9 protein-coding genes are annotated in these 12,996 nt (G+C 72.2%); all 9 read left to right on the top strand.

Going from position 1 to position 12,996, the window contains the following annotated elements; translation table 11 throughout:
- The 9 genes from asnB to BLT97_RS01785 all read left to right on the top strand — a co-directional run bounded on the left by asnB (position 1) and on the right by BLT97_RS01785 (position 12,994).
- Positions 1-1,917 (top strand): asparagine synthase (glutamine-hydrolyzing), encoded by a 1,917-nt coding sequence (gene asnB, locus BLT97_RS01825; protein WP_093606852.1) that lies wholly within the window; start codon positions 1-3, stop codon positions 1,915-1,917.
- A gap of 67 nt (positions 1,918-1,984) precedes the next feature.
- The gene (locus BLT97_RS01820; RefSeq protein ID WP_093606851.1) at positions 1,985-4,177 is read left to right on the top strand and encodes a bi-domain-containing oxidoreductase; all 2,193 of its coding nucleotides are present in this window, start codon (positions 1,985-1,987) and stop codon (positions 4,175-4,177) included.
- Entirely contained in the window at positions 4,174-6,120 is a 1,947-nt protein-coding gene (locus tag BLT97_RS01815; protein WP_093606850.1) for an alginate lyase family protein, read from the top strand. The genes BLT97_RS01820 and BLT97_RS01815 overlap by 4 nt, the downstream gene beginning before the upstream one ends.
- Before the next feature lie 19 nt (positions 6,121-6,139).
- The gene (locus BLT97_RS01810) at positions 6,140-7,705 is read left to right on the top strand and encodes a right-handed parallel beta-helix repeat-containing protein (RefSeq protein ID WP_245769090.1); all 1,566 of its coding nucleotides are present in this window, start codon (positions 6,140-6,142) and stop codon (positions 7,703-7,705) included.
- 1 nt (position 7,706) lies between these two features.
- Positions 7,707-8,996, top strand: coding sequence for an O-antigen ligase domain-containing protein (locus BLT97_RS01805; RefSeq protein WP_245769089.1), 1,290 nt, complete (start codon positions 7,707-7,709; stop codon positions 8,994-8,996).
- Between the two features lie 2 nt (positions 8,997-8,998).
- Complete coding sequence (locus tag BLT97_RS01800) at positions 8,999-10,207, top strand: glycosyltransferase (protein WP_093607695.1); 1,209 nt, start codon at positions 8,999-9,001, stop codon at positions 10,205-10,207.
- 113 nt (positions 10,208-10,320) lie between these two features.
- Positions 10,321-11,556: a class I SAM-dependent methyltransferase gene (locus tag BLT97_RS01795; RefSeq protein WP_093606848.1), complete on the top strand. Its 1,236-nt coding sequence runs from the start codon at positions 10,321-10,323 to the stop codon at positions 11,554-11,556.
- Entirely contained in the window at positions 11,553-12,347 is a 795-nt protein-coding gene (locus tag BLT97_RS01790; RefSeq protein WP_093606847.1) for a sugar phosphate nucleotidyltransferase, read from the top strand. Before BLT97_RS01795 ends, BLT97_RS01790 begins: the two co-directional genes overlap by 4 nt.
- Entirely contained in the window at positions 12,344-12,994 is a 651-nt protein-coding gene (locus tag BLT97_RS01785; RefSeq protein ID WP_093606846.1) for a PIG-L deacetylase family protein, read from the top strand. Before BLT97_RS01790 ends, BLT97_RS01785 begins: the two co-directional genes overlap by 4 nt.
- Positions 12,995-12,996: the final 2 nt, after the last annotated feature.

The raw sequence follows: 12,996 nt of genomic DNA, 5'->3' as shown, positions 1-12,996 counted from the left end.
ATGTGCGGCATCGCGGGCACCTACCGCTGGCCGGACGGCAAGGCCGTCACGGACCGGCTCACCGAGACCCTCGCGCACCGCGGCCCGGACGGCTCGGGCACGTACAGCCACAGCGCGGGGGACGCCGAAGTCCACCTGGGACACCGGCGGTTGGCGATCGTCGACCTGTCCGGGACGGGCGCGCAGCCGATGGCCAAGGACGCCCTCGTCCTCACGTACAACGGAGAGCTCTACAACGCGCCCGAACTGCGCGCCGAACTCGAAGCCGCCGGGGTGCGCTTCCGCGGCACCTCCGACACCGAGGTGGTCCTCGAGGCCTGGCGGCGCTGGGGCACGGACTGCCTGCCGCGGCTGCGCGGCATGTTCGCGTTCGGGGTCTACGACGAGCGCACCGGTGAACTGGTGCTCGCCCGCGACCAGTTGGGCATCAAGCCGCTGTTCCTGCTGCGGCGCGGCGAGGGCCTGGTGTTCGCCTCCGAGCTCAAGGCGCTGGCCGCCGTCACGGAGTTGAGCCCGGACCCCGCCGCCCTGGTGGCCTCGCTGCTCTACTACTGGGTGCCGGACTCGCGGTGCGCCTACCGCGAGGCGGAGAAGCTGCCGCCCGGCAGCTGGCTGCGGATCCGGCCCGACGGCGGCGTGGCGCGCGGCCGCTACTGGAACCTGCGGGATGTCGCGCTCGAGGCGAGCCACACCGCGGCGCCCGACCTCGCGGCCGTCGTCGAGGAGTCGACACGGAAGCACCTGCTCGCCGACGTCCCGGTCGCGACCTTCCTCTCCGGCGGCCTCGACTCCAGCTATCTGACCGCCCTGGCCGCCCGCCACCGGCCCGGCATCGCGGCCTACACGATCGGATTCCGCGCCGAGGACGCCCGCTTCGAGGCGATGCCCGACGACCTGCGATACGCCCGGCAGGTGGCCGCGCGCTTCGGCGTGGAGCTGCACGAGATCGAGATCGCCCCGGACGTCCTCGATCTGCTGCCGCGGATGACCTACGCCCTGGACGAGCCGATCGGCGACCCGGCCGCGATCAACACGTATCTGATCTGCACGGCCGCCCGCGAGGCCGGGGTCAAGGTGCTGCTCTCCGGGATGGGCGCCGACGAGCTGTTCGCCGGCTACCGCAAGCACCTGGCCAACCTGCTGGCCCTGCGCTACCAGCGCGTCCCGCGCCCGCTGCGGCGCGGGGTGTCGGCGGTGGTCGGCAGGCTGCCCGTCGCCACGCGCCGGCGCGGGCTGCGCTCGGTGCGCTTCGCGAAGCGGTTCCTGTCCTTCGCCGAACTGCCGGAGGAGACCGCGTTCCGGCGCAGCTACACCCTCTACGGCCGGCAGGAGCTGCTCGACCTGCTCGACCCGGAGCTGACGCCGGCCGTGGACGACGTGCTCACCGAGCACGCGGACACCTACCGGGACAACGAGCTCGACGACTTCGTGAACCGCATGTGCCTGGGCGACGCCCGGATGTTCCTGCCGGGCCTCAACCTCGCGTACACGGACCGCTCCAGCATGGCCGCGTCCACCGAGGTGCGGGTGCCGTACGTGGACACGGAAGTGGTCAGGGCGGCCTTCGCGTTCCCGGGCGGGCGGAAGGTCGCCGGGCGGCAGGGCAAGGCCGTCCTGAAGGAGGCGGCTCTGTCGGTCCTGCCCAAGGAGATCGTCTACCGGCCCAAGGGCCTGTTCAGCGCGCCGCTGCGGGCCTGGATGAGCCGGGATCTGGCGCCGCTGGTGCGGGAGGTGGTCGAGGACGGGCTGCTGGTGAAGTCCGGGTTCCTGCGGCGCGAGGCGCTGGCACGGATGGCCGCCGCGGACGCCGCCGGGCAGCACGACTTCTCCAAGCATCTGTGGCACGTGCTGACCCTCGAGCACTGGTACCGCGACGCGACCTCCGGGGCCGCGGGGCGGACACGGCAACCGGCGTAGGAAACACGGCAACCGGCCTGGCCATGACGGCAATCGGCCGGGGAATCACGGGAATCAGGGGATCCGAGTGAAGCAGGTAGTGCAGAACTACAAGAGCGGCGAACTGGCGCTGCTCGACGTGCCGGTGCCGGGGTGCAAGCCGGGCGGGGTGCTCGTGCGCAGCGCGTACTCGCTGATATCCACCGGCACCGAGCTGATGAAGGTCTCCGAGGCCGGCATGTCGATGGTGGGCAAGGCCCGTTCACGTCCCGACCAGGTGGCCAAGGTCGTGCAGAGCGTGGCCACGAACGGTGTGCCGGCCACGTACCGCAAGGTCATGGGCAAGCTGGACTCGTACACCCCGCTCGGCTACTCGCTGTGCGGGGTGGTCGAGCAGGTCGGCGCCGGGGTCGACGACGTGGCCGTCGGCGACCTCGTGGCCTGCGCCGGCAACGAGCACGCGCTGCACGCCGAGGTGAACTGGGTGCCCGGGAACCTCTACGCCAAGGTGCCCGACGGCCTCGACCCCCGGCACGCGGCCTTCGGGACCGTCGGCTCGATCGCGCTCCAGGGGGTGCGGCAGGGCGAGCCGCAGCTCGGCGAGGTGGCCCTGGTGATCGGCCTCGGCCTGATCGGGCAGCTGGTGGCGCAGCTGCTGACCGCTTCAGGGGTACGGGTGGTCGGCGCCGACCCGGATCCGGCGCGCTGCGCGCTCGCCGCACGGCTGGGCGCCGCGGCCTGCGGGGACCCCGCCTCCGCCGCCGTCGCGAACGCGGTCGCCGAGCTGACCGACGGGCACGGCGTCGACCAGGTGTATCTGGCCGCCGGCGGCGGCAGCAACCAACCCGTGGAGCTCGCCGCCCAGTTGAGCCGCGACCGCGGCCGCGTGGTCGACATCGGCAAGTGCCGCCTCGACCTGCCGTGGAACGCGTACTACGAGAAGGAGCTCGACGTCCGCTTCTCGCGCTCGTACGGACCCGGGCGCTACGACCCGGAGTACGAGCTGGAGGGCCGCGACTACCCGATCGGCTACGTCCGCTGGACCGAACGCCGCAACCTCGCCTGCTTCCTCGACCTCATGGCCCGCGGCCGCGTGGACGTGGATCCGCTCGTCTCCCATGTCGCCGCCTTCGACGACGCCGTGGAGACGTACGAGAGCCTGAAGGAGGGCGAGTTGAAGGCCGTCGCCGTCCTGTTCCGGTATCCCGGGCAGGAGGTGGCGAAGGCCGAAGCTCCCGTGGTCACCGTGCCCGCCGCGCACCCACAGCCGCGCCCCTTCCGCACCGCCGGCGCCCCGGTACGCCTCGCGTTCGTCGGCGCGGGCAACTACGCCACGTCGATGCTGCTTCCGCATCTGACAGGCCGCGACGGCGTCGAACTGTCCACCGTGGTGACCACGACGGCGCTGTCCGCCGCCAACGCGCAGCGCAAGTTCGGCTTCGCGCAGGCCACCACCGACCTCGACGCGGCGCTCGGCGACAAGGACATCGACGCGGTGTTCGTGGTCACCCGGCACAGCTCGCACGCCGACCTGACCCGGCAGGCGCTGCTCGCGGGCAAGACGGTGTTCGTGGAGAAGCCCCTGGCCCTCACCGAGGAGGAACTCGCCAGGGTGCTCGCAGCGGTGGAGGAGTCCGGCAACGACCGCCTGCACGTGGGCTTCAACCGCCGCTTCGCACCGCTCCTGACCGAGGCCAAGGAGCGGTTCGGCGCCCGCACCGGACCGGCGAGCCTGCGCTGTCTCGTCAACGCGGGCCGCCTCGAACACGGCAGCTGGTATCTGCGCCGGGGCAGCGAGGGCTCGCGGTTCGCGGGCGAGGGCGGGCACTTCATCGACACGGCCAGTTGGCTGCTCGGCGCCGACCCGGTCTCGGTGTACGCGACGGGCACCCCCGGCGGCAGGGGCGACGCGGGCCACGACGACCTGCAGCTGGTCCTCGGCTACCCGGACGGCTCCACCGCCACGCTCAGCTACGTCACCTCCGGCTCCTCCGCCTTCCCGAAGGAGACCCTCGACCTCGCCGCGGACGGCAAGGTGCTGCGCCTCGACGACTTCGTGCGCGCCTCGGTGTACGGCCGCAGGCGGTGGGTGAGTTCCCGCCTGCCGAAGGCGCGGGACAAGGGGCAGAACGCCCAACTGGCCGCGTTCGTACGGGCCGTGCGCACCGGCGGGCCCATGCCCGTGCCCCTGGAGTCCCTCGCCGCCACCACCGCGGCCACCCTCGCCGTGCAGACCGCACTGACCGCCGGAGCCCCCGTGACCCTGGCGAGGGCGCGATGACGATGAGTGCGGGCTGGTATCTGCGGCGCCTGTCCCGGATGGGGCCGCGGGAGGTCGCGGGCCGGGTGGGCGACACGGTGCGCAGACGGCGGTGGCGCGGCACGGTCCCGGAGGGACCGCGGGTGGCCGGCGCCCGCTTCACCGCGGTCCTGCCGCCCGGTTCGCTCACCGCCCTCGCGCCGGACGCCGTGAAGCGCCTGCTCGCCGAGGCGGACCGGCTGATGGCCGGGCACGCCGAGTTCTTCGGCGTCGTCCGCGACGACCTCGATGCACCGGACTGGTGGTACGACCCCAAGACCGGGCGCCGCGCACCCTGGGGCTACGCCTTCGGGCTGCCCTACCGCGACGAGGAGGCGGTCGGCGACATCAAGCAGATCTGGGAGCCGTCCCGCCACCAGTACCTCACCGTGCTCGCCGCCGCCTACGCCGTGACCGGCGACGACCGGTACGCCGAGCGGGTGGCCGCGCATCTGCGGTCCTGGTGGGCGGCGAACGCGCCCCTGCGCGGCGTGCACTGGATCAGCGGTATCGAGCTGGGCATCCGGCTCCTGTCGTGGGTGTGGATCCGGCGGCTGCTCGACGGGTGGCCGGGCGCGGCCGAGCTGTTCGAGCGCAACCCGGTGGCCCACCACCAGATCTGGCACCACCAGCGCTGGCTCGCCGCCTTCCCCAGCCGCGGATCCTCCGCGAACAACCACGTCATCGCCGAGGCCGCCGGGCAGTTCGCCGCGGCCTGCGCCTTCGACTGGTTCCCCGACTCCGCGCGCCGGCGCGCCGAGGCGTTGCGGTCCCTCGACCGCAACCTGCGCGCCAACACCTTCCTCTCCGGCCTCAACCGCGAACTCGCCACCGAATACCACGGGTTGGTCCTTGAGCTGGGCCTCGCGGCCCTGGCCGAGGCGGACGCCGCCGGGGTGGAGGTGCCCGCGACCGTACGGCTCGTACTGCTGCGGATGACCGACGCGCTCGCGGCCGTCGTGGACGACCGGCTGCGGCCCCCGCGCCAAGGGGACGCCGACGACGGCCACGGCTTGGTCCTCGACGGTGCGGGCACCGACCGGTGGGGGTCACTCCTGGCCACGGGGGCCGCCGTGTTCGGGCGGCTCGACTGGTGGCCCGAGGTGACGGGCACCGATGTGCGCACCCAGCTGCTCGCCGCGCTCATCGAGCCCGTGGACCTCGGGGTGCGGCGGCCGCGCGAACGGCCGGCGCACTTCGCCGACGCGGGCCTCACCATCCTGCGCGGCCCGGAGGGGATCTGGTGCCGCTGCGACGGCGGACCGCACGGCTTCCTGTCCATCGCCGCGCACGCCCACGCCGACGCCCTGTCCGTGGAGGTGCGGCAGGACGGCGTGGACGTGCTCGCCGATCCGGGCACGTACTGCTATCACGGCGAGCCCGCCTGGCGGAGCTACTTCCGCTCCACACTCGCCCACAACACCCTGCGGCTCGACGGCGCCGACCAGTCCGAATCCGGCGGCCCGTTCCTCTGGCTGCGGCAGGCCGCGACCCGGGTCCTGTCCGTGCGGACCGAGGATCCGTCCGTGGTGCGCTGGAGCGCCGAGCACGACGGCTACCGGCCCGCCATGCACCGGCGCCACGTCGAACTGGTGGCGGAACGCCGGGAGTTGACGGTGACGGACGAGGTGCACGGCGGCTCCCGGCATGACGTGCACCTGGCATTCCACCTCGGTCCGTCCGTCACCGCGGACCTCGAAGGCCACCGGGCCCGTCTCACCTGGACCCGCGACGGCGAGGACCGCTCGGCGGTGCTCGACTTGCCCGCCCAGCTGCGCTGGAGCGCCCACCGAGGCAAGACCGACCCGCCGCTGGGCTGGTACTCCGCCGGCTTCGGCCGCAAGGAGCCGGCCACCACGCTGATCGGCACCGGCGCCGCCGACGGCAAGGGCGCGTTCACGACCGTACTCAGGTTCCAGGACTAGGGAGACAGAGGACGTGGGGATGACGTGGTGGCGCCCGATGCGAGGGGCCGCACCGAAGAGGTGGCGCCGGACCTGGCCGGCCGCCCCGCTGGTGCTGGTCCTGCTCGCGGCGGGCGGCTGCACCGGCACGCCGGAGGACTCGGCCGAGCCGGCCGGGGCGCCCACCACCTCCGGTGCGCCCGCCGCCGCGCGCGCCCGCGTGTGCGCCGAGCCGGAACCCGGTCCGAACGAAGCTCCCGCGGGCGCCGTGACGGTCGACCCCGGCGTGGTCGGCGACCTCTCCGCGAAGACCAAGGGGAGCCCGGCCGGCACCACCTTCTGGCTGCGCCCCGGCAAGCACACCCTTGAAGCGGACCGGTACGCCCAGGTCATCCCGAAGAAGGGCAACACCTACCTCGGCGCACCGGGCGCCGTGCTCGACGGCGCGCGGACCAACCAGTACGCGTTCGGCGGCACCGCGTCCGATGTCACGATCCGCCACCTGACCGTGCAGGGCTTCGTGGCCCCGCACGACCAGGGCGTGGTCAACCACGACTCGGGCGACGGCTGGGTGATCGAGCACGCCGTCATCCAGCGGAACTCCGGCGCGGGCCTGATGGCCGGCGCCCGCCAGGTGGTCCGCGCCAACTGCCTGCGCGACAACGGCCAGTACGGCCTCAACGCCTACAAGAGCGGCAACGCCGTCAAGGACCTGGTCGTCGAAGGCAACGAGATCACCGGCAACAACACCGACGACTGGGAGCGCAAGAAGGAAGGCTGCGGCTGCACCGGAGGCGCCAAGTTCTGGGCGGTCGACGGCGCCGACATCCGCGGGAACTGGGTGCACGACAACCGCGGCACCGGCCTGTGGGCGGACACCAACAACAACGACTTCCGCATCGAGGGCAACGTGATCGAGGCCAACGACGGTGCCGCGCTCATCTACGAGACCAGCTACAACGCGGTCATCCGCACCAACACGATCCGCCGCAACAACTGGGTGGAGGGCCGCAGAGCCGCCGACCGCGGCGACACCTTCCCGTTCGCCACGGTCTACCTGTCCGAGTCGGGCGGCGAACCGCGCGTCGCCGCCCGCACGGACCGGATCGAGGTGTACCGGAACGTCCTGGAGGACAACTGGTCCGGCCTCACCCTGTGGGAGAACGCCGACCGCTTCTGCAACAGCCCCGCCAACACCTCGTCGGGCGACTGCACCCGTCTGGTGAAGGACATCGGGCGCTGCGCCCAACCGGCCATCTCCAAGGACCCGTTGTACGCGGACTGCCGCTGGAAGACCCAGCGCGTCGTCGTGCACGACAACCTGTTCTCGCTCAACCCGTCGGTGGTCAAGTGCAAGGCGCAGTGCGGCCGGATGGCGCTGCTCGCCAACTACGGCACGTATCCCGACTGGTCGCCGTACAAGGGCGAGAAGGTGGCCGAGGCCATCACGCTGCAGCAGGGCAACCGCTGGTACGACAACGCGTACGTCGGCCCCTGGACCTTCGTCGCGCACGACCCCAGCGGCGTCCTGACCTTCAAGAAGTGGCAGGGCAAGCCCTACGGGCAGGACGCCGGCAGCACCCTGCGCGCCAAGGGCGGTGACTGACATGACCCATGGAACCCGTGTGGACGACGCGCAGCCGGCGACCGCGGCGCATTCGTCCGGGCCGCCGCGCACCGTCGGAGTGGTCTGGGGCCTGCTGATCCTCAACACCCTCGGCTCCGCGGGTGCGCAGACCATCGTGCCGCTGCCCCGTTCGCTCATCCAGATGGTCACGATGGGTTCGCTGGTGCTCGCGTTCGTCCTGGCGCTCGCCCTCAACCCGCGGATCCGGCTGCGGCCCAGCGCCTACGTCCTGCTGCTCACGCTGCTGCTCGTGCCGAGCGTGATCTCCAGCGCCGAGCTGGAGTCCGGGTTCGGCGCGCTGTTCCGCTGCGGCCGCTTCGCGCTCTTCGTGGCCACCCTGTGGCTGCTCACGCGCTGGTGGGACGGCGGCCTGACCTTCGTGCGCAGTCACATCCGGATGTACTTCGCCGTGCTCGGCTCGGTGGCCGCCGGTCTGCTTCTGTCGCCGGGGGCGGCGATGCCCGACCTGTACGGGGGACGGCTCGTCGGCGCGTTGTGGCCGCTGACGCCCCCGCAGATCGGCCAGTACGCGGCCGTCATCACCGGCCTCACCGTGCTGCTGCTCATGGGCCGGCGCACCGACCGGGCGAGCGCGGCCGTGATCGTCGTGCCCTCGCTGGCGCTGCTCGCCCTGACCCACACCCGCACCGCCACGCTCGGGCTGCTCATCGGACTCGTCCTGGCGATCGGCTCGCTCCTCCTGACCAGCGCGGCCGCCCGCCGCTTCTTCGCCTGGGCCGTGGTGTGCGCCGTGGTGGCCGTGCTGGGGTTCGCCTCCGCCCTGGAGGCGTGGTTCCTGCGCGGCCAGACCCAGGAGTACTTCACCAGCCTCACCGGCCGCGCGAAGGTCTGGGACGCCCTGCTCGCCGAGCCGCGCACCGTCTCCGAGCAGCTCTTCGGCGTGGGGCTCGGCGACAAGTCCTTCGGCGGGCTGCCCATCGACAACAGCTGGCTGTCCGTCTACCACGAACAGGGCCTGACGGGGGTCACGCTCGTGGCCGCCTTCCTCCTCGTCCTCGGCGGGGTCGCGCTGCTGCGGCCGCCCTCCCTGGAGCGGGCCTGCGCGATCTTCCTGATCAGTTACTGCGCCATCGCCTCGTACACGGAGGCGGGACTCGGTGACGCCTCGCCGTATCTGCTCCATCTCGCCCTGGCGGCCTCGCTGTTGGCGACTCCCGTGAAGCGCACGGACCTGCCCCTCACGGCTGCCGCGCCCGTATCTGCTCGCCACCGGGTCCCGCGCTGGGCCCGCGATCGGAGGCGGCCATGAGCCTGCATGTCCTCGTCGTGCACAACCGCTACTCCTCCGGCCAGCCGAGCGGCGAGAACCAGGTCGTCGACCAGGAGACGGCGCTGCTGCGGGCGGCCGGCCACCGCGTCGAGATGTTCGAGCGGCGCAGCGACGACATCGCAGGCATGAGCCTGCCCGCGAAGGCCGCGGTGCCGCTGCTCGTGCCCTGGAACCCGCGCGTGCGCAGGGAGTTGGCCGCGCGGCTGCGCGCGGACCGGCCGGACGTGGTGCATGTGCACAACGTCTTCCCGCTCCTGTCGCCCGCGGTGCTCGCCGCCTGCGCCGACGTGGACGTGCCGGTCGTCGCCACGCTGCACAACTACACGCAGATCTGCCCGCCGGGCACGCTCCAGCGCGACGGCCGCCCCTGCACCGCCTGCGTGGGCAGGGCGCCGCTGCCCGCCGTGCGCCACGGCTGCTACCGGGACTCGCGCGCGGCCACCGTGCCGCTCGCGCTGAGTCTCCAGCTCAACCGGCGCCGCTGGTGGTCGGGGGTGGACCGCTTCTTCTGCATCTCCGCCGCCCAGCGCGACGTGCTCGTGCGCTCCGGGATGCCGGCCGGGCGCCTCGCGGTCAAGCACAACTTCGTTCCCGAGCCCGGCCGTTCGCGCACCGGTGAGGGGGAGTACGTGCTCTACCTCGGCCGGCTCGCCGAGACCAAGGGCGTACGGCTGCTCATGGCCGCGTGGGACGAGGTCGCCGCGCGTGGGGGAGCGGGCGTCCCGCTGGTGATCGCCGGAACCGGCCCGCTGGAGGCGGAGGTGACCGCCTGGGCGGCGGGTCGCGAGGACGTGCAGTACGCGGGCCTGCTCGACCGGGACGGATGCCGCGAGGCGGTCGCGCGCGCCGTGGCCGTGGTGGCGCCCTCGACCTGGCTGGAGGCCTTCGGCCTGGTCGTCGTGGAGGCGATGGCGGCGGGCGTCCCCGTGGTCGCCGCCGGACACGGGGCGTTCGCCGAACTCGTCGAGGACGGCAGGACAGGGCTGCTCCACCGGCCGGGGGACGCGGCCTCGCTCGCCTCCTGCCTGCGCCGGATCACCGCCGACGAGGACACCAACAGGGAGCTGGGCGAGGCGGCCCGGCGCCGCTACGAGCAGGGCTTCAGCCCGGCCGTCGGCCTGGCGCGCCTGGAGGAGGGGTACCGCGCGGCCATCGCGGGCCGCGCTCAGCAGTCAAGCGCTCAGCAATGAAGCGCTCAGCAGTGAACCGAACAGCAGTGAACCGAACAGCAGTGAACCGAACAGCAGTGAACCGAACAGCAGTGAACCGAACAGTGGGGGACGGAACCAATGGGGGGCAGTAGATGACTCGATGCCGACTGTGCGGCTCGGCCGCGCTCGCGAGCGTGGTCGACCTGGGGGCGACCCCGCCGTGCGAGAGTTTCCTCGCCGCGGACGAGCTGGACCGGCCGGAGCCCGCGTACCCGCTGCACCTGCGGGTCTGCACGGAGTGCTGGCTGGCCCAGATCCCGCCGCTGATCACACCCGAGGAGACCTTCCAGGAGTACGCCTACTTCTCCTCGTACTCGACCTCCTGGGTGGAGCACGCTCGCACCTTCGTCACGGAGGCCGTGGACCGGCTCGCGCTCGGACCCGAGGCCTTCGTGGTCGAAGTGGCCAGCAACGACGGCTATCTCCTCAAGCACGTGGTGGACCGCGGGATGCGCTGCCTGGGCATCGAACCGTCCGTGAACGTCGGGGCCGCGGCCCGCGACAACGGCGTGCCCACCCTCACCGCCTTCCTCGGCCCCGAGACGGCCGCGGCCGTGCGCGCCGAGCACGGCCCGGCCGACCTGGTCGTAGCGAACAACGTGTACGCCCACATCCCCGACGTCATCGGCTTCACTCAAGGCCTGCGCGCCCTGGTCGCCGACGACGGCTGGGTCTCCGTCGAGGTGCAGCATCTCCTCACGCTGATCGAGGAGAACCAGTACGACACGATCTACCACGAGCACTTCCAGTACTACACGGTCGCCTCCGCGATCCGGGCGCTCGCCAGCGGCGGACTCGCCCTCGTGGACGTGGAGTTGCTGCCCACGCACGGCGGCTCGATCCGCCTGTGGGCCCGGCCTGCCGAGACGGCCGGTGAACCGAGCCGGCGCGTGGCCGACGTACTCGCCCGGGAAAAGGCCGCCGGACTCCAGGAGTTGACCGGGTACGCGGAATTCTCCGCCCGCGTCGCCAAGGTCAGGCGCGACCTGCTCAAGTTCCTGATCGAGGCCGCCGAGCGCGGCGAGACGGTCGTCGGCTACGGCGCCCCCGGCAAGGGCAACACCCTGCTCAACCACTGCGGCATCCGGCCCGACCTGCTCGCGTACACGGTCGACCGGAACCCGTACAAGCACGGCCGGTACACGCCCGGCACCCGCATCCCGATCCTGCCGCCCGAGCGGATCGCCGACGACCGGCCGGACTACGTGCTCGTCCTGCCCTGGAACCTGCGGGCCGAACTCACCGAACAGCTGGCATACGTGCACGAGTGGGGCGGCCGTCTCGTGTTCCCCGTACCGGAACTGATTGTGGTGGAGGCGTCGCGATGAAGGTCGTTCTGTTCTGCGGCGGTTACGGCATGCGGATGCGCAACAGCGACACCGACGACGTGCCCAAGCCCATGGCGATGGTCGGGCCCCGCCCGCTGATCTGGCATGTCATGCGCTACTACGCGTACTTCGGGCACACCGAGTTCATCCTCTGCCTCGGCTACGGCGCCCACCACATCAAGGACTTCTTCCTCAACTACGAGGAGACCACCTCCAACGACTTCGTGCTGCGCGGCGGCCGCACCGAGCTCCTGTCCACCGACATCGCCGACTGGACCATCACCTTCGCGCAGACCGGCATCGAGTCCCCGATCGGCGAACGGCTGCGCCGGGTCCGCCACCACCTCGACGGCGACGAGATGTTCCTCGCCAACTACGCCGATGTGCTCACCGACGCACCCCTGCCGGAGATGATCGAGTCCTTCGAGAAGCGGGACGCCGGCGCGTCGATGATGGTCGTGCCCCCGCAGTCCTCGTTCCACTGCGTGGACCTCGGCGAGGACGGCCTCGTGGGCGGCATCACCGCCGTGAGCGAACTGCCGCTGTGGGAGAACGGCGGCTACTTCGTGCTCCGCCAGGAAGTCTTCGACCACATACCGGAGAACGGCGACCTCGTCGCCGACGGCTGCGCCCAACTCGCCAAGCGCGGACGGCTCGTGGCCCACCAGCACCGCGGCTTCTGGAAACCGACCGACACCGTGAAGGAACGGGCCGCGCTCGACGCCGCGTACACGCGCGGCGAGCGCCCCTGGGCCCTGTGGGAGCAGGACCACGCGGGGGTGGGCGCGTGATCCGGCTCGGCGCCGCGGGCGGCGTGGACCGCGTGGTGGCGGTGGGCGCGCACTGCGACGACATCGCCATCGGTGCCGGCGGCACCCTCCTCGCGCTGTGCCGCGCACGGCCCGGGCTGCGCGTGGACGTCCTGGTGCTGTCCGGCGGCGGCAGCGCGCGCGAGCAGGAGGAGCAGGCCGCGCTCACCGCCTTCTGCCCGGACGCCGAACTCGCCCTGACCGTCCTGAAGCTGCCCGACGGACGCATGCCCGCGCACTGGGAGGAGGCCAAGTCCGCCGTCGAGGAGCTGCGCCTGCGGACCGCACCCGACCTCGTCCTCTCCCCGCGCACCGACGACGCCCACCAGGACCACCGCGGCCTCGCCCGGCTGATGACCACGGCGTTCCGCGACCACCTCGTCCTCGGCTACGAGATCGCCAAATGGGACGGCGACCTCGGCCGCCCGGTGGCCTACCAGCCCCTCACGCCCGAGACCGCCGAGGAGAAGGTGCGGCTCCTGGAGGAGCACTACCCCTCGCAGCACCACCGGTCCTGGTACGACCGGGAGGCCTTCCTCGGGCTCGCCCGGATCCGCGGCATCGAATGCCACGCCCGCTACGCCGAGGCCTTCGCCGTCACCAAACTCGTTCTCAACCTGGGGGGTTGAAC

Origin of the sequence: Streptomyces indicus, from assembly GCF_900100315.1 — a bacterium.
GTDB lineage: Bacteria > Actinomycetota > Actinomycetes > Streptomycetales > Streptomycetaceae > Streptomyces > Streptomyces indicus.
The sequence above is the reverse complement of the archived record's forward strand: the minus strand, read 5'-3'. Positions and strand labels throughout refer to the sequence as shown.